At 72.0% G+C, this 20,983-nt stretch carries 14 protein-coding genes; 11 read left to right on the top strand and 3 right to left on the bottom strand.

From position 1 onward, the window contains the following. Positions 1-25: 25 nt before the first annotated feature. Together IT371_05535 and IT371_05530 are read right to left on the bottom strand one after the other, a co-directional pair. The gene (locus IT371_05535) at positions 26-1,099 is read right to left on the bottom strand and encodes a hypothetical protein (protein ID MCC6747101.1); all 1,074 of its coding nucleotides are present in this window, start codon (positions 1,097-1,099) and stop codon (positions 26-28) included. A 207-nt stretch (positions 1,100-1,306) separates the two neighbouring features. Next, positions 1,307-2,833: a mechanosensitive ion channel gene (locus tag IT371_05530; GenBank protein ID MCC6747100.1), complete on the bottom strand. Its 1,527-nt coding sequence runs from the start codon at positions 2,831-2,833 to the stop codon at positions 1,307-1,309. Positions 2,834-3,100: 267 nt separating this feature from the next. Here IT371_05530 and IT371_05525 point away from each other — a divergent pair, with 267 nt between their 5' ends. From IT371_05525 to IT371_05480, 10 genes are all read left to right on the top strand, one after another. Further along, a complete protein-coding gene (locus tag IT371_05525; GenBank protein MCC6747099.1) occupies positions 3,101-5,311 on the top strand; it encodes an Rne/Rng family ribonuclease in 2,211 nt (736 codons plus the stop codon). A 99-nt stretch (positions 5,312-5,410) separates the two neighbouring features. Continuing rightward, entirely contained in the window at positions 5,411-6,670 is a 1,260-nt protein-coding gene (locus IT371_05520; GenBank protein MCC6747098.1) for a response regulator, read from the top strand. A 4-nt stretch (positions 6,671-6,674) separates the two neighbouring features. Next, complete coding sequence (locus IT371_05515; GenBank protein MCC6747097.1) at positions 6,675-8,384, top strand: PAS domain S-box protein; 1,710 nt, start codon at positions 6,675-6,677, stop codon at positions 8,382-8,384. A 20-nt stretch (positions 8,385-8,404) separates the two neighbouring features. After that, positions 8,405-8,791 carry a response regulator gene (locus IT371_05510; GenBank protein MCC6747096.1) on the top strand — a complete coding sequence of 129 codons (387 nt, stop codon included), beginning with the start codon at positions 8,405-8,407 and terminating at the stop codon, positions 8,789-8,791. A gap of 27 nt (positions 8,792-8,818) precedes the next feature. Then, on the top strand, positions 8,819-9,787 hold the full coding sequence (locus tag IT371_05505; protein MCC6747095.1) for a chemotaxis protein CheW: 969 nt from the start codon (positions 8,819-8,821) through the stop codon (positions 9,785-9,787). After that, entirely contained in the window at positions 9,784-11,466 is a 1,683-nt protein-coding gene (locus IT371_05500) for a methyl-accepting chemotaxis protein (protein MCC6747094.1), read from the top strand. The genes IT371_05505 and IT371_05500 overlap by 4 nt, the downstream gene beginning before the upstream one ends. Then, complete coding sequence (locus tag IT371_05495; protein MCC6747093.1) at positions 11,466-13,592, top strand: response regulator; 2,127 nt, start codon at positions 11,466-11,468, stop codon at positions 13,590-13,592. The genes IT371_05500 and IT371_05495 overlap by 1 nt, the downstream gene beginning before the upstream one ends. Further along, a complete protein-coding gene (cheB, locus tag IT371_05490; protein MCC6747092.1) occupies positions 13,592-14,635 on the top strand; it encodes a chemotaxis-specific protein-glutamate methyltransferase CheB in 1,044 nt (347 codons plus the stop codon). Before IT371_05495 ends, cheB begins: the two co-directional genes overlap by 1 nt. Continuing rightward, a complete protein-coding gene (locus IT371_05485) occupies positions 14,632-16,317 on the top strand; it encodes a response regulator (GenBank protein ID MCC6747091.1) in 1,686 nt (561 codons plus the stop codon). Before cheB ends, IT371_05485 begins: the two co-directional genes overlap by 4 nt. Then, positions 16,314-18,041 (top strand): hypothetical protein, encoded by a 1,728-nt coding sequence (locus tag IT371_05480; protein MCC6747090.1) that lies wholly within the window; start codon positions 16,314-16,316, stop codon positions 18,039-18,041. The genes IT371_05485 and IT371_05480 overlap by 4 nt, the downstream gene beginning before the upstream one ends. On the opposite strand, the gene IT371_05475 is transcribed toward IT371_05480, so the two are convergent. After that, entirely contained in the window at positions 18,028-19,431 is a 1,404-nt protein-coding gene (locus IT371_05475; protein ID MCC6747089.1) for a hypothetical protein, read from the bottom strand. The genes IT371_05480 and IT371_05475 overlap by 14 nt on opposite strands. Positions 19,432-19,565: 134 nt before the next feature. On the opposite strand from IT371_05475, the gene IT371_05470 reads away from it, so the two are divergent. After that, on the top strand, positions 19,566-20,966 hold the full coding sequence (locus tag IT371_05470; protein MCC6747088.1) for a hypothetical protein: 1,401 nt from the start codon (positions 19,566-19,568) through the stop codon (positions 20,964-20,966). The last annotated feature ends 17 nt before the right edge of the window (positions 20,967-20,983 follow it).

Raw genomic sequence — 20,983 nt, 5'->3', positions numbered from 1 at the left:
CTCGGGCCGAACGCCCGCTACCGGACTACGGCGCGGGGACCTTCGCGAGGACCATGTAGTACTTGGTCGTCTTGCCGTCCTTGGTCTCGGTCGTCTCGCCGACCATCTGATTGCCACTCACGCAGAAGGGGGTGCGCGTGGTCTTTGGCTGATCGCCGGTGGTGGTCATCACGAGCGTCGTGCCGTCCACGGTCCAGGTGCTGTTCTCGACCTTGGGCTGGCCCGTGACCGAGGAGCCGGTGCACTTGCAGCCGCCCGTCACGTCGACGCAGGTGGCGCCCTTCAGCATGCTGGTGCCCAGGCTGGCGCAGGTCTTCTCCGCCATGCAGGAGGTCGGCACCTCCAGCGAGTAGTTCACCGCCGACTCCTTCAGGTCGGCGACAGCCTTGCCGTCGCCGGTGACCGTGAAGGTGCCGTTCCAGTTCACCACCGCGCTCCACTTTGCGCCGACGCAGGTCGGGAAGGGATTCGGCAGGACCTGCTGCTCGAAGCAGACGTCCGTGAACTTCCAGGCGCCCACGGGGCTGCCGCCGCAGGGCTTGAAGTTCTTGGCCACGTCGCTGCAGCTCGAGGTGACGACCACTCCCTCGTCGGTGATGATCGCCGTGTACTCGGTGAAGTGCTCGATGTCGCCGGAGACCATGCCTCCCGCGAAGGACGAGCCGGCCACGGGGGTCCACTTGCCGGCGTCCTTCCAGGCCAGGACGAGCTTCTTGCCCGTCGGAGGCGCCGCGCCGTCGTACTTGATGGCGAGCTTGACGGGCTTGGTGAACTTGAGGCCGTCGGGGCCGAAGTCGTAGATCGCCGTGGCGGTGTCCGTTCCCTGCGCCTTCGGCGTCACCGTGATGTCGGTGTCGGCCGGGAGCGCGCCGGCCGGAATGTCGAGGGTGGTCTTGCCGTCCTTCGTGGCCACCTTGCCGCCCGTGCTGGAGGTGACGCGGGTGGTCTCCTTGGTCGGGGTGCCGCCGCTGTCGGCGGTGGTGGTCCCGCTGTCGGCCTTGGGCGTCACGCCCGAGTCGGCGGTGGTGGTCTTGGTGTCGCTGCAGCCCACGACCAGCAGGGCGGCGGCAAAGAGGGTTCCATACCGAGTGCACTTCATTCGTACGTCTCCTTTAACAAGCTAGGGTGCTTCAACAGGCCGCGCTCGACGGCCAATGGGGTAACGCATCACTGTAACGAGGATTACGCGCGGCAGTATGAGGGTCGGACCCGGAGATGGCAAGAATCTTGATCGAGGAGCGCCGGGTCGAGCCCGCCGCGCGAGCGTTCCCCGCGCCTTTCGCCGCGGCCCGGCCCCTCTCCGCCGTCACAGACCAAAGAAGGAGCGGATCTTCCCGACCAGGTCTTCCTTGTGGTCCTGGAGCTGCTGCTGCTGCGTTACCTCGTCGTGACCTTCCTTGATCGCCGTGAGCTCCACCTTGCGGATCGCGAGCACCTCGGCGAGCTTCTCCGCCAGCGTGGGGCGCGCCTGCAGGAGCTGCTGGAACGAGGCCTTGTCCAGGCGGTAGCACTCCACGTCCGAGAGCGCCACGACGGTGGCCTGGCGCGGCTCGCCCGTCATGAGGGACATCTCGCCGAAGAACTTACCCGCGCCGAGGCGCGCCACCTCGCGCTGCGCCCCGCCCTCGGCCGCGACGCGCACGGAGACCTCGCCCCTCACGATGATGTAGAGCCGGTGCCCGACGGCACCCTGGCGGGTCATGACCTCCCCCTTGAGGTACGGCGCGTGCCGCAGGCGCGAGGCGATGGCCCGCCGCTCCTCGTGCGAGAGCGGCACGAACAGGTCTACCTGGGCCAGCGACTGGAGCCGCTGCTCGAGGTCCTCGTGGACCTTGGCCGCCTTGCGCTCGCGGGTGTCCTCGGTGACGAAGACCGCCTGCGCCGGGATGGAGAGCGGGATGCCCGCCCGCTTCAGCGCGTAGTAGACGCGGGTGCGCACCTCGCTCGAGATGGGGTGCTCGGCGTTGAACTGGGTGATCCAGAAGCGAACCTCGTAGCGCGCGAAGCTGTCGTTGATCTCGCGCACGATGCAGTCCGGCACGGGTTCCTTGAGCACGCGGTCCGGGGGAGCGGCGCGCAGCCCGTTCAGCACGGCGTCGATCACGTCCTGCGGCGAGTAGCGGAAGTCCACGTTGAAGTGCACCGCGCGGCGGGCGATGCGCGGGAAGGTGCTGCGCCGCCCCTGGACCAGGATCGGGTTCTTCACCAGCGTGCTGTTCGGGATGAGGACCGAGTCGCCGTTCCGCGTCTCGATCATCGTGGCGCGCCAGCGGATCTCTCGCACCACGCCTTCGATCTCGCCGAAGCGGATCCAATCTCCGACGGAGAGCGAGCCTTCCATCTGTAGCGAGAGCCCGGCGAAGATGTTGCCGAGCGAGTCCTGCATCGAGAGACCGATCACCGCGGTCATGACGGCGGAGGTGGCGATGAGGCCGGAGAGGTTGAAGCCGGCCCGCGCCGCGATGGCCAGGATGGCGATCATCGAGGTCACGGCGGCGATCACGTCCTGGAGGATGCGGGGGGCGCGCAGGTGGAGGCGCGGCATGACGACGCCGAAGAGCAGGCGCGAGGCGATGCCGACGATGGCCAGCGCGGCCAGGATCATCATGGTCACGCGCAGCCCGACGTAGGCGCTCCCCTTCGCGGGCTGCAGCCAGGCCACGGCGGGGAGGAGCATCAGGTGCAGGCCCACGAGGAGCGCGAGCCCGCGCATCTGCCGGTGCGTGTCCACGCCCCAGGCGCGCACCATGGCCTGGACGAGGACGAGCGACGCGACGAGCGGGATCGTGAGGCTGGCCGTGGCCTCGTCCCAGAGCTGAAACCAGTAGCGCATGGCCGAAGGTTAACCCCAGAGGCGTTCGGTCGTCGACAAGCGGGCGGCGGCTTTCGATTGAGGCGGCGCGGCGAGGATAGTACTGTGCTCCGGTTCGTCGCGTTCCTGGGCCCTGCGAGGCGGAGGAGGGGACGCGACGCGAGCAGCGGCGGTTCCGCGCCCCACTTGGGGGGCGCGCCAGCGGTCTGTGGGTGAGCGCGGCGAGCGGCACGAGGTCGCGGCGCGGCAGCAGGCTGTCCGAGCGTCGCGCCGAAGGGAGACCGACACGTGTCGCGCACCATGCTCATCAACGGCCAGCAACCGGAGGAGCTCCGGGTGGCCATCGTCGAGGACGGGGTCCTCGAGAACTACCAGGTCGAAACCGCGCAGGCCGGACTCGAGCGGGGGAACATCTACCGCGGCGTGGTGGTCAACATCGCCCCGGCGCTGGACGCCGCGTTCGTCGAATACGGCGCCGAGCGGCAGGGCTTTCTCGCCATCGGGGACGTGGTGCCGCAGGCCTACCATCGACCGCCCGAGGGGGAGGGGAGGCCGCGCATCGATCAGGTGCTCGAGCGCGGACGCACGCTGCTCGTGCAGGTGACGAAGGACGCGGTGGGGAGCAAGGGCGCGGCGCTCACGACCAACCTGAGCCTCGCCGGCCGCTACCTCGTGCTCCTGCCCTACGACGATTCGCGGGGGCTGTCGCGCAAGGTGGAGGACGAGGAGGCGCGCAAGAAGCTCAAGGAGCGGGTGAGCTCGCTGCACCTGCCCGACGGCTTCGGCTACATCGTGCGCACGAACGCCGCCGACCAGACCAAGGCCGAGCTGCAGCGGGACCTCGGGGCGCTTCTGCGGCTGTGGGAGCGGGTGCTCGAGGACTCCACCCAGGGGCGAGGCCCGCGCCTCATCTACGACGACCAGGACCTCTTGATCCAGGCGCTGCGGGACTACCTCGACGCGCGGGTCGAGCAGGTGCTGGTGGACAACGCGCGTCTGCTGCAGAAGGCGCAGGAGTACGTGCAGGCGTTTCTGCCGCGCAGCAAGATCGAGCTCAAGCCGTACGAGGAGCTCGTGCCGCTCTTCACGAAGTACGGGGTGGAGCGGCAGATCGCGTCGATCCACGAGCCGAAGGTGACGCTGCCGTCGGGGGGCTCGCTGGTGATCGAGGGGACCGAGGCGCTCACGGTCATCGACGTCAACTCGGGCAAGTCCACGGGGGGGGCGAGCCAGGAGGAGACGGCCTTTCACACCAACCTGGAGGCGGCGGCCGAGGTGGCGCGGCAGCTCCGCTTTCGCGACATCGGCGGTCTTCTGGTGGTGGACTTCATCGACATGCGCAGCCGCAAGTACCAGCGGAGCGTCGAGAAGGCGCTGCGCGACGCGATGAAGGTCGACAAGGCGCGCTCGAGCGTGGGCAAGATCAGCGAGAACGGCCTGCTCGAGATCAACCGCCAACGCATCCGGCAGCAGCTCCAGCTGCGCACGCACCGGAACTGCCCCACCTGCTCTGGGACGGGAATGCTTCCGACTGCCGAGCAGATGGGTCTCGGGATCTTGCGCCGCATCGAGGAGAAGGCCGTCACGGGGCGCATCCGCGGGGTGCGCGTGCGGCTGCACCCGGAGGTGGCGGACGCGTTGCAGAACCGGCGGCGGCGACAGCTCCTGGCTCTCGAGGACGAGCACCGCATCCAGATCGAGATCTGCGCCGAGGCGGGGCTCGACCGCTCGGAGGAGAAGCTGGACTGGCTCCAGCGCGAGCGGGACCGCGCAGAGGACAAGGGCGCTGCGCCGCGGATCGCCGGGGTCACGCTGGCGTCGGTGGCGGATGCCGCGGCAGGGGCGGTGGTCGACGACGAGGAGGGCGGAGAAGCTGCGTCGTCGGGCGAAGGCGACGGGGGTGCGGGCGCGCGGCGCGCGGCGGGGGAGGGAGGCCGGCGTGGACGGGGACGGCGGGATCGGGGTCGGGGACGTGCGCGGGGGGCAGAGGAGCGGGGCGCGGCGGGGCGCGGGCCGGCGGCCCGGCCGACGGAATCGAAGGAGGCTTCGGCCGAGGGCGCGTCGAGCGAGGGAGCGTCCGGGGCGAGCGGCGAGGGAGCGCCGGGGGCGGGCGGCGAGAGAGGAGCCGAGGGCGCGGCGCAGAGCCCGCGGGACGAGCGAGGGGGCCGGCGAGGACGAGGTCGGCGGCGCGGACGCGGTCGGCGTGGCGGGGGTGAACCGGCGCGTGAGGCGGAGCGGCCCCGGGAAGGCGGCCGAGCCGAGGAGAGCGCGGCGCCGGCGGGTGGTGAGGCGCGCGCGGAGGGAGCCCCGCAAAACGGGGGCGGCGGAGGCGGCGAGGGGGGCAGCGCGTCGGGAGACGAAGGGGCCGCGGAGAGGTCGCGCCGCCGTCGGCGTCGGCGTCGAGGGCGCGGCGGACGCGGCGACGCGGCGGCGGGGGGCGTGGAGGGGGCAGGCAGCAGCGGTGGCGGCGAGAACGGCGGGGGCGCCACGGACGCCTAGCGGCCGGCCACGGTCGCCCAGGGCGCAGCGGGCGCCAGGAGACGGGCGGTGGGCGGGTCTGCTGCTATATTTCCCGGTGACGCGGGTGTGGAGGGTGGAATGAAGGTTCTGAGCGTCGACGACAACGCCGAGAACCTCTATCTGGTGGAGCTCCTGCTCTCGGCGGGGGGGCACGAGGTCGTCTCGGTCCGCGGCGGCATCGAGGCGCTCGCGCGGCTGCACGCCGAGCCCGTCGATCTCGTGTTGAGCGACGTGCTGATGCCCGAGATGGACGGCTTCGCGCTCTGTCGCGCGATCAAGGCCGACCCGAAGCTGCGTCACGTGCCGGTCGTCTTTTACACCGCCACCTATACCGAGGACCGGGACCGGCAGCTCGCGCTCTCGCTCGGGGCGGCGCGCTACCTGATCAAGCCGATAGAGCCGCGCGAGTTCGAGGCCGTGCTGCGCGAGGTGCTGGCCGAGGCCCAGGCGGGGGCGCTCACCCGGGCGCTCATCGAGCTGCCGGCCGAGGATCAGTACCTCCGCACCTACAACGAGCGGCTGGTCCAGAAGCTCGAGAAGAAGATGCTCGACCTGGCCGCGGCGAACCGCCGCCTGCAGGCGGAGCTCGCGGCGCACGCCGAGACCACCGCGGCGCTCCTGCGCGCGCAGAAGCTACAGGTGATCGGCCAGCTCGCCGCGGGGGCCGTGCACGAGATGAACAACCTCCTCGTGGGGGTGACAGGCACGGCGGGGCTGCTGCGGGAGCGCGTCGCGGGAGACCCAGAGGCTTTGGCCGATCTGGACCTGATCGCCGAGTCCGCCCGCGCGGCCTCCACCATCGCGCGGCAGCTCCTCACCCTCGGGCGCCAGGGGGAGGTGCGGCGGGCGCCGGTGGACCTCGAGGCCCATGTGGCGAGCCGGCTCCCCATGCTCCAGCGCGCGACGGGCCCGGAGATTCGGGTGGTGCACGAGCAGGGGGGACGGCCGGCCCGGATCGCGGGGGACCTGGCGCTGCTGGACCAGCTCCTCACGAACCTCGCGATCAACGCCCGCGACGCGATGGCTGGCGGCGGCACGCTACGCCTCCGCACGGCGTGCGGAGCTGCGACCGAGGAGGGTGGGGCACCGCGGTCCGTGGTGACGCTGTCCGTGCAGGACACGGGCCCCGGGCTGTCCGAGGAGATCCGCGCGCACCTCTTCGAGCCCTTCTACACGACGAAGCCCGAGGGCCGCGGGAGCGGGCTGGGACTGGCCACCGTACAGCGGGTGGTGCAGGTGCACGAGGGGCGCATCCGCGTCGAGAGCTCGGCGGTGGGGACCACCTTCACCATGGAGTTTCCGGCCCTCGACGAACCCGACCGCGCGCGCGAGGGGTAGCCCCGTGCCCCTCGACCTGGAGGCGCTCTTCCAGCTGGTCGAGGCGGCCCCCGACCCGATGCTGGCCGTGGACGCCGAGGGCACGATCCGCCTGGTCAGCACCCAGGCCGAGGCGCTCTTCGGCGCTCGGGGGGCGGCGCTGCTCGGCCAGCCCGTGGAGGCGCTCATCCCCGAGGCCGCGCGGGGGGTGCACGTGGCGAACCGCCGGGCCTACGCGGCGGACCCTCGCCGCCGCCCGATGGGGACGGGGCTCCGCATTCGCGCGCTGCGGGCCGACGGCACCGAGGTGCCCGTGGACGTGAGCTTGAGCCCCGTGACCTGCCGGACCGGCGAGAGGCTCGTGCTCTGCTCCCTGCGGGACATGACGGCCCAGCACGCGCTGCAGGACGAGCTCCGGGCGGCGCGGGACGAGCTCGAGGGGCGAGTGGCGCTCCGCACGCTGGAGCTGGCTACGGCCAACGAGCAGCTCCGGGCCGAGGTGGCCACGCGCCAGCGCGCCGAGGAGGAGCTGCGGGCGAGCCAGGCCGAGCTGTACGCCAACCGGGACGAGCTGCAGATGATCCTGGACTGCCTGGGCGAGGGTGTGGTCGTGGCGGACGCGACGGGCCGCGTGGTGCTGGCGAATCCCGAGGCCGTGCGGTTGCTCGACGCCGCGCCGGTCGGGGCCGCCCGCACCGAATGGCAGGTACGCAACGAGGTGCTCTTGGCCGAGACCCGGGAGCCGGTCTCGTCCGCGGAGAACCCGATGGGTCGGGCCCTGCGGGGCGAGAGCTGCGACGACATCGAGTTTCTCGTCCGGAGCCAGAAGTGGCCCGACGGAATCGTCGTGGCTGGCTCGGGGAGGCCGCTGCGCGACGCGGGCGGAGTCGGCCGGGGCGGGGTGGTGATCTTCCGCGACATCACGGAACGCAAGCGCAGCGAGGAGAGGATTGTTCGGCTGAACCAGGAGCTCGAGGAGCGCGCCCGGGAGCTGGCCGCGGCGAACGAGCGGCTGACCGAGGTGGACCGGCTCAAGTCGCAGTTTCTGGCCATGATGAGCCACGAGCTGCGCACCCCGATGAACTCGATCATCGGTTTCACGGGAGTGCTCGAGCAGGGCCTGGCGGGGCCGCTCACGGGCGAGCAGCGCAAGCAGCTCGGCATCGTGCGCGGGGCGGCGCGGCACCTGCTGGGCCTGATCAACGACCTCCTGGACCTCTCGCGCATCGAATCGGGGAAGCTGGTGCTCTCCCGCGAGCGCTTCGAGCTGGCTGCCGTCGTGAAGGAGGTGCAGGACGTGCTGCGGCCCGCCGCGGAGCAGAAGGGGCTCCGCTTCGTGGTGGACCTCGCGGACGCGCCGCCCGAGCTGGTCGGGGATCGGCGGCGGGTCTACCAGGTGCTCCTGAATCTGGCGAACAACGCGGTGAAGTTCACCCAGCGCGGGGAGGTGCGGATCGTGGGCCGCGCCGCGCTGGAGCAGGTGGAGCTGGCCGTGGAGGATACGGGGATCGGCATCCGCGCCGATCAGCTCCATCTCCTCTTCGAGGCCTTCCGGCAGCTCGACAGCTCGGCGCGGCGGGTCTACGAGGGGACGGGGCTCGGGCTGCACCTCTGCCGCCGCCTGCTCGAGGCCATGGGCGGAATGATCCAGGTGGAGAGCGAGCCCGGCCGGGGCTCGCGCTTCGTCTTCACCGTGCCGCTGCGACCGTCCGAGACACGCCCGGCGGTGAGCTGACGCAAAGCCAGGAGGCGCCGATGGGAGCGAAGATCCTGCTCGTCGAGGACAACGAGAACAACCGGTACCTGGCCACCTTCCTGCTCGAGCGCCACGGCTTCACGGTCATCGCCGCGCAGAACGGGCGCGAGGCGCTCGAGCGCGCGCGGGCCGAGGCGCCCGAGCTGATCCTGCTCGACATCCAGATGCCCGAGATGGACGGCTACGAGACCGCGGAGCGACTGAAGGCCGACCCCGAGCTGGCGGCCATCCCGGTGGTGGGGGTGAGCTCCTTTGCCATGGTCGGGGATCGCGAACGCGCGCTCGCTTTGGGGTTCTCGGGCTACCTCGAGAAGCCGATCGACCCCGCGACCTTCGTCGACCAGGTGCGCGCCTACCTCCGGTCCGAGCGGACGCCTGGCCCTTAGCCCCGGGGAGGGGATACAGTGGACGGCATGGGGGTCGATGGGGCGGCCATGGTGGTGTTCGAGCTCGCCGGGGAGCGCTACGGAGTGCCCGCGGCGGCCGTCGAGGAGGTGCTGCGCGCCGTGGCGCCGGTCGAGGCTGCCGAGGCGCTCCCGGGGGGGAATAGGGTGATCGACCTGCGCGGCGAGCGCGTGCCGCTGGTGGCGCTGGCCGGGCCGCGAGAGGGCGAGTCCGCGGAGCTTTGCCCCGAGGAGCACCTGCTCGTCGTGCGCCGGGGGACGAGGCGCCTCGCCGTGCGCGTGGACCGCGTGCTGGCGCTCGAACGCGTCGACCCGGTCGCGCTCGCGCCCGCGACCGAGCTCGAGGGAGCGAGCGGTCTTCCAGTCGGGCTCGTGCGGCTCGTCGGGTCGCGTGCTCCCGAGGGGCGACGGGCCGCGCTTGAAGGCGAGCCTGTGGTCCCCGACGCCCCTTCCCCTGAGGAGTCGGCGGCGATTCTGCGCGAGCGCGCGCGGCGGCTGGCCGCTCGGCCAACGGGAGAGAGCGGGCCGAGGCGTCGCCGGGAGGTGGTGAGCTTCACCTCGGGGGGTGGACGCTACGCGCTGGAGCTCGCGGAGGTGCGCGAGGTGCGGCGCGCGGAGGCGCTGACGTCCGTGGCCGGAGCGCCTCCCGGGCTCGCCGGAGTCATGCCGCTTCGGGACGCGCTGCTCCCGGTCTTCGAGCTAGGCGTGGTTCTCGGCGGCCCTCCGCGGCCTCCGACCGACGCGAGCCGGGTGCTCCTGCTCGGCGAACGAGGGGCCGAGGTCGGAGTGCTCGTCGAGGCGGTGCTCTCGGCGGCCTTCGTCGCGGCCGAGGAGCTGCGCCCGCTGACGGGAGGAGAACCCTCGCCGCCGCGGGAGCTCGTGAAGGGAGTGACCCCCGAGGGGCTCGCGCTTCTCGACGGGGCGGCGCTCCGCGAGGGTCCGTGGCTGCGTATCGAACGAGGCGACGGCGGGCGTTGAGCCAGAGCCGCACGGGGGCCGAGATGCCGAGGAAGGGCTGGACGATCGGACGCAAGCTGAGCCTGGCCGTGGGGCTGCCCGTCGTGGCGGTGGGGGTGGTCACCGTTACGGCCTGGCGCACGAGCGCGGCGCTGGCGGAGAGCAGCCGCTGGGTGGCCCACACCCACGAGGTCCGGGCCCAGGTCGAGCTGGTGCTCTCGCTGGTCAAGGACGTGGAGACCGGGGCCCGGGGCTTTGCCCTGACGGGACACGAGCCGTTTCTCGAGGCGTACGAACGGGGGCGATCGGGAGTCCATCCTTCGCTGGCCGAGCTCGCGCGCGTCACGGCGGACGACGCCACGCAGCAGACGCGACTCGCGGAGTTCGCGCGCCAAGCCAAGGAGAAGCTCGCGCACCAAGAGATGCTCGTGCGCGGCCGGCGCGAGCAGAGCCTCGAGGCCGTGCTCCCGCTGGTCCGCCGCGGCGACGGGAAGCGCCTCATGGATCGCCTGCGGCAGACGAGCGCGCAGATCCGTGCCCACGAGGATCTCCTGCTGGAGGCGCGCAAGCGGACGCTCGAGGCCACGCTGGTCCGCGTCAACTGGACCCTCGGCGCGGGGGGCGGCGCGGCGCTCTTGGCCGCGCTGATCGCCGCCGCGATCAGCCGGAATCTGGCGCGGCGGACCCAGGAGCTGGTGGAGGGTGCGGCCCAGCTCGGGACGGGGGCGCTGACGCACCGGCTCCCCGTGGCCTCGGGCGACGAGCTCGGGGAGATCGCGCAGGCCTTCAACCGCATGGCCGAGCGGCTGGGGACCACCATGGTCAGCGCCGAGACTGAGGCCCAGGCCCGGCGGCGCATCGAGGAGCTTCTCGACGGCATGCGGGACGCGGTGCAGAACCTCGCGCCGGCGGTGGCGGAGGTGCTCGCGGCCACCACGCAGCAGGCGGCGGGAGCGGGGAGACAGGTGGCGGCCGTCCAGGAGACGGCGACCACGGTGGAGGAGGTGAGCCACACCGCGGCGCAGGCGGCCGAACGCGCGCGTACCGTGGCGGAGCTGGCCCGGCGTTCGATGGAGGTCAGCCACGCCGGTCGCGAGGTCGTGGAGGTGACGCTCGCCGACGTGACGCGGCTCAAGGCCCAGGTCGAGGCCATCGCCGAGAAGATGTTCGGCCTGGCCGACCAGGCGCAGGCCATCTCGGAGCTCATCGCCTCGGCCAACGAGATCGCCGAACAGACGAACCTCCTGGCCCTGAACGCGGCCATCGAGGCCTCCCGCGCCGGAGAGCACGGGCGGGGCTTCGCCGTGGTGGCGCAGGAGGTGCGCGCCCTCGCCGACCAGGCCAAGAAGGGCACGGTGCAGGTCCGGGGAATCCTAGGGGTGATCCAGCGCCAGACCTCCGCCGCCGTGCTCGCCACCGAGGAGGGGACCAAGGCCGCGAGCGGGGCGCTGCGCGCGGTGCAGCAGGCGGGGGAGGTGATCGGCAGCCTCACCGCGGTGATCACCGAGTCGGCGCAGGCCGCCGCGCAGATCTCGGCCTCGGCCGGCCAGCAGGCGGCGGGGATGTCCCAGATCGGCGAGGCGGTGCAGGAGATCACGCTCGTGGCGAACCAGAGCCTCGCCTCCACGCAGCAGATCGAGCGCACCTCGCACGATCTGCACCGACTGACCGAGCGCCTGCGGGAGCTCTCGGCGCGCTGATGGACCGCGCGGAGCTGACCCGGCGCCTGATGGCCACCTTCCTCGGGGAGGCCGAGGAGCACCTCGCCGCGCTGAACCGGGGATTGCTGGCCCTCGAGCGGGCGGCGGGGGCCGAGGTGCGCGTCGAGCTGCTGCGCACGCTCTTTCGCGCGGCGCACAGCCTGAAGGGGGCCGCCCGCGCCGTGGGAGCGCGGCCGATCGAAGGGGCCTGTCACGGGCTCGAGGAGATGCTGGGGGCGGCGCGCGACGGCCGAATCGTGTTCGACTCCGAACGCTACCAGCTCCTCTTCGCGCTGGTGGACGCGGTGCAGGTGGCGCTCGAGCAGCTTCGCGAGCCCGGAGGGCCGGTGGCGACCTCCCCGGGGACCCCCGCGGCCCTCGCGGCGCGCCAGGAGGAGCCGGCGGCGGGCCCACCGAACGCGACACCGGCGCCCGCCGGAGCCGCGTCGTCGGAGGTGCCGGCTTCGCCCACGGCCCGGGTGGCTGTGGAGCACCTGGACGAGCTCGTGCGGCAGAGCGGGGAGCTTCTGCGGGTGCGGGGGCGCCTGGCCGCGCGGGTGGAGGCGCTCGGGGAGCTGGCGTATAGGACGAAATCTTCTAGAACGACCACTCGTGAAGAGCTCGCGGTGCGGCTCGGGGCCCTCGAGCGGGGCCTCGAGGAGACGGAGCGCCGGGCCCGGGGGGACCTGCGCCAGCTCGAGCGCGTGGCGAACGCTCTCGAGGCGGAGGCTCGCAGCGCGCGCCTTCTGCCCCTCGGCGCGGGGTTCGAGGAGCTCGAGCGGCTCGTGGCCGACCTCTGCCGCGCGACAGGCCGGGAGGCGGACCTCGTGGCGACGGGGAAGGAGGTGGCGCTGGATCGCGCGCTGGCCCAGCGGCTGCAGGACCCGCTCCGCCATCTGGTGCGCAACGCCGTGGACCATGGTCTCGAGCCGAGGCCGGAGCGCGTGGCCCTGGGCAAACCGCCGCGGGGACGGCTCGAGGTGACGGCGAGGCTCTGTGGCGCGCAGGCGGAGGTGACAGTCGCGGACGACGGGCGGGGCCTGGACCTGCCGGCGCTGCGGCGGCGCGCTGCGGAGCTCGGCCTCACCGCTCCGCGAAGCGACGCCGAGGCGGCCGAGCTCGTCTGGCTTCCCGGCCTCTCGACCGCGCGTCGGGTGGATGCGGTGTCGGGCCGCGGCGTGGGCCTCGACGTGGTGAAGGCGACCCTGGAGGGGCTGCACGGCACCGCCGCCGTCGAGAGCATCCCCGGCCGGGGGACGCGGTTCACGATCGCGGTGCCCCTGACCCTCGCCACGCTGCGGGTTCTCCTCGTCGCTGCCGGAGGCCAGCGCTTCGCTCTGCCGCTTCTGGGCGTGCGGCGGCTCCTGCGGCTCGAGCCCGAGGAGCTGGACCGGGCCGAGGAAGGCACAGAGGCCTGGAGCGACGGTCCGGCGCAGCCCGTTGCGCACCTCGCGTCGCTCCTCGGACGCGCGCCTTCGGAGCAAGCTGCGTCACGCCGCGTGCCCGTCGTGCTGCTCGGGGCGGGCGCCGGGCGGCTGGCCCTGGTGGTGGACGAGCTCCTCGACGAGCGGGAGGTCACGGTGCGGCCGCTCGGTCCGCGGCTCGAGGGACTTCGTTTCTACGTCTCCGGTACCGTGCTGCCCGACGGGGCGCCGGCACTGGTCCTGAACGTGCCCGAGCTCGTGCGGGCGGGGGCGCAGCAGCCGTCCGGCGTGCCGCCTCGCGCGCGGCCGGCGAGCGCGCCCGGCGCCGTGCCCCGCTGTGTCCTCGTGGTGGATGATTCGGCGACCACGCGCGCGCTCGGGAAGAGTATCCTCGAGGCGGCGGGCTACGCGGTGCGCCTGGCCGTGGATGGCGCGGACGCGCTGCGCGTGCTCGCGGAGGGAGGGGTGGAGCTGGTGATCTCGGACGTCGAGATGCCCCGCATGGATGGCTTCGAGCTGACGGCGACGATCCGGTCGACGGAGGCGCTGCGCCACCTGCCGGTCGTGCTGCTGACCGCGCGCGACAGCGTGGAAGACCGGGCGAGAGGGCGTGCCGTCGGGGCCGATGCGTACATGGTCAAGGCCGAGTTCGACCCGCTCCGGCTGCTCGACACGCTCGCGCGGCTCCTGAGGCGCTCGTGATCCGGGTGCTCGTGGCGGAGGACTCGCTGACCGCGCGCCAGCTCCTCGTGGCTGTGCTCGAGGAGGACCCCGAGCTCCAGGTGGTGGGGCAGGCCGGCAACGGCGTCGAGGCCGTGGCGCTCACGAAGAGCCTGCGTCCCGACCTGGTGACGATGGACCTCCACATGCCGCTCCTCGACGGTTTCGAGGCCACCAAGCAGATCATGATCGAAGCGCCGACGCCGATCGTGATCGTCTCGGCGAGCGAGCAGGTGGGGGAGGTCAAGCTGGCGATGCACGCGCTCCGCGTGGGGGCCTTGACCGTGCTCGAGAAGCCGGTGAGTCCCGCGGCGCCGGAGTTCGCCGAGCTGTGCGCGACCCTGCGCTCCACGGTGAAGGCGCTGGCCTACGTGAAGGTGGTTCGACGCTGGCGCGAGCGGACGACCGCCGAGGTGGCCCTGGCGCCAAGGCCCGAGCCGGTAGCGGGCGTTCGCCTCGTGGCCCTCGCGGCCTCGACCGGCGGGCCGGCCGTGCTGCAGCGCTTGCTCGGGGAGCTCCCCGGGACCTTTCCCGTGCCCATCGCGGTCGTGCAGCACATCGCGCGCGGCTTCGTGCCCGGCTTCGTGGCCTGGCTCAACACCGGCTGTCCGCTGCAGGTCCGGCTGGCGCACGACGGCGAAGCGCTCTTGCCGGGGCACGTCTACCTCGCCCCCGAGGAGCACCACCTGGGCGTGACCGAGGCGCTGCGGGCGCATCTCACCACCTCTCCGCCCGTCGGCGGCTTTCGTCCGTCGGCGACGCAGCTCTTCGCCTCGGCGGCACAGCATCTCGGGGGACAGGTGGTGGCGGCGATCTTGACGGGGATGGGAAACGACGGGGTGGAGGGTCTTGTCGCGCTCCGTCGCGCGGGAGGGATCGTGCTGGCTCAGGACGAGGCCAGCTCGGTGGTCTATGGCATGCCAGGCGCGGCGGTGGCGGCCGGCGCGGTGCACGAGGTGCTACCCGTCTCGCGGCTGGCCGAACGGATCCACGACCTCGTCCATCGCGGGGGAGGACAACGATGACCCGGGTGCTCGTGGTGGAGGACAGCGCGACCCAGGCCGAGGAGCTGCGGCTGGTCCTCGAGGAGGCGGGCTTCGGCGTAGAGGTGGCCCGGGACGGTCAGGAGGGCTACGAGCGCGCCCTGGCCGAGTCGTTCGATCTCGTCGTGTCGGACATCCTCATGCCGAGGCTCTCGGGCTACGAGCTCTGCGCGCGGCTCAGGCAGCACCACACGCTGCGCACGCTGCCCGTGCTCCTGCTCACGAGCCTGAGCGACCCTCTCGATGTCATCCGGGGGCTCGAGAGCGGGGCGGACAACTTCGTCACCAAGCCCTACGAGCCCGACTACCTGATCGCACGCATTCGCACCATCCTGGCCAACCGACGGATCCGCGAGGGGCGACCGGCCGGTCTCGGGCTGGAGGTGATGTTTCTAGATCGTACGTTCACAATCACCTCCGGCCGGGAGCAGGTGCTGGACCTGCTGCTCTCCACCTTCGAGGAGATCTTGCGGGCGAACGGGCGGCTCCAGGCGAAGCAGGCCGAGCTGCAGATGGTCCTGGACTGCATCGGGGAGGGGGTGGTGGTGGTGGACGAGGCCGGCCGGGTGGTGCTCGCGAACCCCGAGGTGGCGCGCCTGCTGGATGGAGCGCCGCTCGGAGCCTCGCGCGCGGATTGGCGCGAGCGCAACGAAGTGCTCGATCCCGCCACGCTGGAGCCGTTTCCGGTGGAGCAGCTTCCGCTGAGCCTGGCGCTGCGCGGGCTGCCCTGCGATGACGTGGAGCTCCTCATACGGAACCGACTCTGGCCGCAGGGGCTCTTCCTCTCGCTCTCCTCGCGGCCGCTCCGCGACGCGCAGGGGGCCTTTCGTGGCGGGGTCATGGCCCTGCGGGACGTGACCGAGCGCAAGCGCGCGGCGCAGTCCCTGGCGCTCCACGCGGAAGCTCTGGAGAAGGCCAACGTGGAGCTCGGCCTCGCGCGAACGCGCGCCGAGGAGGAGAGCCGCTTCAAGTCCAAGTTCCTGGCCAACATGTCCCACGAGCTCCGCACGCCGCTGAACTCGGTCATCGGCTTCTCCGAGCTCCTCGAGCAGGAGCTCGCGGGGCCCATGACGCCGAAGCAGCTCGAGTACATCCGCAACGTCCTCCAGAGCGGCAAGCACCTGCTGAACCTGGTGAGCGACATCCTGGACCTCTCGAAGATCGAGGCCGGGCGGATCAACCTGGTTCAGGAGTGGACCCACGTCGGCTTGCTCGCGGAGGGGGTCCTGGAGGCTGTCCAGCCGTTGGCCGTGAAACAGCAGGTCCGCCTCGAGGCGAGCCTCTCCGAGGAGCTGCCGAAGGTGCACGTGGACCCGGTGCGCTTCAAGCAGGTGCTCTACAACCTGCTCTCGAACGGCATCAAGTTCACGCCGCCGGGGGGGCGCGTGGGCCTGGCGATGACCGCGCAGGACGGTCTCCTGAAGGTGGCCGTGACCGATACCGGCATCGGGATTGCCGCCGAGGACCTGCCGCGGCTCTTCAAGGAGTTCGAGCAGATCGAGCCGTCGGGGGGGGTCAAGCCCGAAGGGACGGGTCTCGGCCTCGCCCTCGTCAAGCGGCTGGTGGAGCTCCACGGGGGCGCGGTGGCGGTGGAGAGCGAGCCGGGGCGCGGGAGTACCTTCTCCGTGACCTTCCCGCTCTGCTATCCTCGATCTATCCCATGACACAAACGACGCGTCGCCCCCGTTCGAGCCCAGGTGCCCGCGCGCTGCTGCTTTGCGCGCTTTCCTTCGCCGGTCTGCCGCTCGGCTGCGGACCCGCCGCGAGCGGCCCGCCGGGGCCCGTCCCCTGCGTGGGGAGCTGCGCCGAGGCGGTGCCGCCACCCACACCGCCGGGGGGCGGGATCGATTACCTGATCGTGACGGGCCCGAAGCTCGTGACGGCGGCGAAGGCCTACCAGACCTATCGAGAGCAGGCGGGCTACCGCGTGGGGACGCTGGTCGTGCCCCCGTCCTCGAGCGGAGCGGGGGGCGACCCGAGCGCACGCATCGAGGAGATCAAGGCCTTCGTGCGCGGGCACTACGAGCGGCGGGACCCGAAGCGGCCCTTCTTCCTGCTCATCCTCGGGGACGCGGACGACCCGGTGCCGGTCTACCGCTATCGGGAGCCCTTCGACGGCACCTCCAACAAGAGCGACAACTACTACGTGGACCTCGACGGGGACCACGAGCCCGAGTTTCCGGTGGGGCGCATCCCCGCGCGCACCGTCGAGGAGGCGCTGGTCATTCTGCGCAAGATCGAGCGCCACGAGAGCACCTACGAGGTGGGCGAGTGGAACCGGCGCCTCACGCTCTTCGCCTCCCAGGGTGGGTTCTCGGTGGACTACTTCCTCGAGCAGCTCACGAAGGAGTACATGGACGCGGTGAGCTACGACTACGACATGACCATGACGTACGCGTCCCAGCGCTCGGAGTACGTCTACGTGCCCGAGAAGATCAGCGACAAGGTCTACGCGGAGATCAACGACGGAGCGCTCGTGGCCGCGTACCAGGGGCACGGCAACGAGGCGGGCCTGGACTCGCTGAGCTGGAACGGGCGGCACTTCCCGATCTTCGACCTGGCGCGGCTCGAGACGAAGCTGGACGTGCGGCACAAGCCTCCGCTGCTCGTGATCCTGGCCTGCTTGACGGGAGGCTTCGTGAACCGCGACGCCTTCGCCGAGGAGATCCTGCGCACCGAGCGTGCGCCGGCGGCCCTGATTGCCTCGACGGAGATCTCGCATCCGTATACGAACGGCATCCTCTTTCGCGAGGTGGCGGAGACGGCCACCGCAGACCGCGAGCCGACGGTGGGGCAGTTCCTCTGGCGGCTGAAATACCGGCTGATGCACCAGAAGGACCGTATCCGGGACACCATCGACGCGATCACCAAGATCGCCCTCAAGCCCGACGAGGTGCAGGCGCTCAAGCGCACTCACCTGCACATGTACACGCTCTTCGGGGACCCGGCGATGCGCCTGCGCTACGTGGATGGCCGCGCCGCGCTCACGCTGTCGAGCGCGCAGGTCGCGCGCGGCGGCGAGGTGGAGGTGACGGCGGCCTTCGACGGACTGCGGCACGGCAGGGCGCGCTTCTCGCTCGAGGTGCGGCGGAAGCTCCTCGCGGGCCGGACCTCGCCGGTCCCGGATGACGGCGACCCGCGGCGCGACGAGGTGATCCGGGCCAACCACGCCCTGGCGAACAACCGCGCGGTGGACCGGGCCGAGACGACGATCGCGGAAGGGCGCGCCACGGTCACGCTGCGCGTGCCGGCGACGGGCGTCGGGGCGGGGACGCTCTACGTGAAGGTCTACGCCGACGACGGGGTGCGGGATGCGCTGGGGAGTGTGCCCGTCGAGGTGGTCGAGGCGGGCGGGGCGTCGAGCCCGGCGGAGCCTACTTCGCGATGACGCGGCCGCTCGCGAAGCGCAGGTACGACGAGTAGGTCGCGTCCGCGAGGCAGGCCGAGAGCGTGACCGTCGCGTTGTTCTTGTCGCGGCAGCCGGTGACCTGCTTCTGGGCGTTCACGGTGAGCCGGTAGGGCGCGCCGGCCCCCGCCACCGGGGCTCCGGGGTTCTCCCCGTCGGGCTGCGTGGGGCGGATGGCCTGCAGGATGACCACCGTGCAGCCGCCGACGACCAGGTCGAGCAGCGAGTTGCTCGCGGTGTAGTTCTCTCCGCACTTGGTGAAGCCGGAGAGGAGGCCCGGGGGCGCGGGGATCCGGGAGAGCGAGGCCGCGGTGATCGAGCCGCAGAGCTGTCCCGAGCCCGTGGGGGTCGTCTCGCCGGCGGTGGCGAAGCTCGTGAGCGTCGGCGAGAGGTGCTCCGCGGGGACGTGGCCCACGTTGCCCGCGGTCCAGGCGACCGGCGTCGAGGAGGCGCCGAGGGTCACGCGCAGCCGCGAGCTCGGCATGTCCAGGGTGCCCGAGGTGCCGACGATCGGGAGCACGGCCTGGATGAAGCCCGGGCCCGCTTCGAGCACGTGGGCCCCGGCAGCGCCGATCTTGCCCACCAGCCGGTAGAGCGGGTTTCTCTGCGCGTCGTACGACGCGGCCCGCGGCTGGTACCACCAGTCCAGGTCCTTCGTGCCGTCGTAGCCCGTGCCGCCGTAGTAGAGCGCGTTCATCACGCCCAGCTCGACGGAGGGGTCGTTCGTCCCGCTCAGGTCGTCGAGCCCCATCATCTTGTAGAGCAGGTTCAGGCCGCCGAGGCGGATCCCGTCGTCCATGGACTGCTGGACCTGCTGCTGCGCCAGCGCGAGGACGAAGGCCGCGCCGAAGGCGTTGCTCGGGCAGAAGCTGTCCGTGCCCCACTGCATGAGCAGGTAGTTGATGCGGTGGACCTGCTCGAAGTGGCAGGTCGCGTCGCAGCCGTCGAGGTTTCGCGTGTTGCCGTCGTCGCACTGCTCGGTCGTGTCGCGCACGCCGTTGCCGCAGCCGCTGACGGGGCCCGTGTCGCGGCGCGGGGCGGCGTCGGGGTAGGGCCGCGCATCCGCCACGGCTCCGCGGTCCGCCGTGCCGAGCGCGTCGGTGCGGCGCGCGTCGGGCGGGCTCGCGTCGCTCCGGGTCCCGTCGCTGCGGACAGCGTCGCGTCCCGAGCTGTCAGGGACCGAACGGTCGGGCCCAAACGCGTCGCCGGCGCTCGCGTCGGGGGACAGGGGGCCGTCCGCGCGGCTGTCGCCGCCCACCGCGCCATCGGCCGCACCGTCAGTTCCCCCTCCCGCGTCGGATCCCGGAGTGCTGTCCCCGCACGCGGCGAGAAGGAGCGACGACACCATCACGACCGAACGAACTGCTCGCATGACCACCTCAGCCTTCGTGACGAACCCGTGGGCGCCCGGACGTGTGCCGCCCGGGCCCTGCGCAATCTAGCCAGGGAGCCCTGCGCTCGGCAAGGGACATGGCGATCGGCGACGGGCCCTGCGATACTGGAACGGTGATTCGTCGTCGCGCGCCGTTCGCCTGCGCTCTCCTCGGAGGGGCGCTGGTCGCTTGCCAGGGAGCGGGGCCCGCGGCCTCGGACGCGGGGGGGGACGCGCAGCTCGAGGGGCGAGCCGAGGCGGGGGCTGAAGACGCCGCGACCTGGCGGGACGGGGATCCGGGCTCGGTCAGCGCGCTGGCGCTCGAGGTGCAGGCCTACCTGAGTGACGAGAACCCGGGGGCGGAACCGCCGCTGCTCCAGAAGCTCGCGGGCCCCTATCGCGACCTTTCCTTCCAGGCGCTCGAGCGGGCGGTGCGTACGCGCGTGGATAGCCCGCGGCGGCTGCGAGCCGGGATCCGCGAGGAGCGCTGGACCAACCCGTTCACGGGGAAGGAGAACCGTTACCACGCGGTGGTCACGCGACGGGTCGCGGCCTCCCCGGGGCCGGTGCCGCTCGTGCTCTTTCTGCACGGGGCGGGTGGCAACGGCGAGTCCGTGGCGCGCGCCGAGAGCTTGCAGGCGGTCGCCGACCGGCTCGGGGCGCTGCTCGTGGCGCCGACGAGCGACGGCACCTGCGACTGGAACTCCTTCGAGGAGTGCATGTCGCAGGTGGTGCTGCTCGTGCCGCTCCTCAAGCGGCGCTACCCGATCGACGACGATCGGGTGGTGCTGACGGGCTTCTCGATGGGGGGGCGCGGGAGCCTGAGCGTGGCCGCCACCTATCCCGAGCCGTACTGCGGGGTGGTGCCCTTCGCGGGGGCCATCGGCGCGGTGCATCCGAGCACGAACGTCGAGGACCATCGGATCTACTGCTGTCCGCACGCGGAGAACCTCCTCGGGCTGCGCGTGCACCACACGGTGGGGGATCAGGACATGCAGCTCATGGTGCTGCAGAATCGGGCCTGCGACTCGTGCTTGAAGGCGCAGCGAAGCGAGTCGATCTACGACGAGCTGGCCGGGCAGGGACACGTCTTTCCGGTGGAGCGCTGGAGGGTGGCGGTGAGCTGGGCGCTCGAGCGCGCGCGGCAGCCCTACCCGCGGCGCGTGGTGTACCAGCGGGCCAAGCATCTCTCGGCCTACGTGGCCGGCGGCCTCTTCTTTCAGACGAAGCTGCTCGCGCCCCAGTACTGGGCGGTGATGGAGGCGCCGCGCGACCCGACGAAGCCCTCGCGCCTCGAGGCCGAGGTGAAGGGCGGCGAGATCCACCTGACGGCCTCGAACGTGGCGCGCGTGGGGCTCTATCTGGCCGACGAGCTCGTGGCGCTCGACGCCCCCGTGCGCGTGCTGCTCGGGGGGAAGGTGCTTCACGAGGGGAAGGTGGCGCGGGACCGGGCGCTCCTGCTGACCGAGGCGCATCGGCGCGCGGAGCGCAGCATGCTCTTCGCGGCGCGGCTGGCGCTGGACCTCCCACCGTAGGGCAAGAGAGGACGCAA

The organism is Deltaproteobacteria bacterium, assembly GCA_020848905.1.
GTDB lineage: Bacteria > Myxococcota_A > Polyangia.
The sequence above is the reverse complement of the archived record's forward strand: the minus strand, read 5'-3'. Positions and strand labels throughout refer to the sequence as shown.

Bases quoted from the DNA above. Each gene is read 5' to 3' on its own strand.
- IT371_05535 (MCC6747101.1), bottom strand. From the start codon at position 1,099: ATGAAGTGCACTCGGTATGGAACCCTCTTTGCCGCCGCCCTGCTGGTC.
- IT371_05530 (MCC6747100.1), bottom strand. From the start codon at position 2,833: ATGCGCTACTGGTTTCAGCTCTGGGACGAGGCCACGGCCAGCCTCACG.
- IT371_05520 (MCC6747098.1), top strand. From the start codon at position 5,411: ATGAAGGTTCTGAGCGTCGACGACAACGCCGAGAACCTCTATCTGGTG.
- IT371_05510 (MCC6747096.1), top strand. From the start codon at position 8,405: ATGGGAGCGAAGATCCTGCTCGTCGAGGACAACGAGAACAACCGGTAC.
- IT371_05505 (MCC6747095.1), top strand. From the start codon at position 8,819: ATGGGGGTCGATGGGGCGGCCATGGTGGTGTTCGAGCTCGCCGGGGAG.
- IT371_05495 (MCC6747093.1), top strand. From the start codon at position 11,466: ATGGACCGCGCGGAGCTGACCCGGCGCCTGATGGCCACCTTCCTCGGG.
- IT371_05485 (MCC6747091.1), top strand. From the start codon at position 14,632: ATGACCCGGGTGCTCGTGGTGGAGGACAGCGCGACCCAGGCCGAGGAG.
- IT371_05480 (MCC6747090.1), top strand. From the start codon at position 16,314: ATGACACAAACGACGCGTCGCCCCCGTTCGAGCCCAGGTGCCCGCGCG.
- IT371_05475 (MCC6747089.1), bottom strand. From the start codon at position 19,431: ATGCGAGCAGTTCGTTCGGTCGTGATGGTGTCGTCGCTCCTTCTCGCC.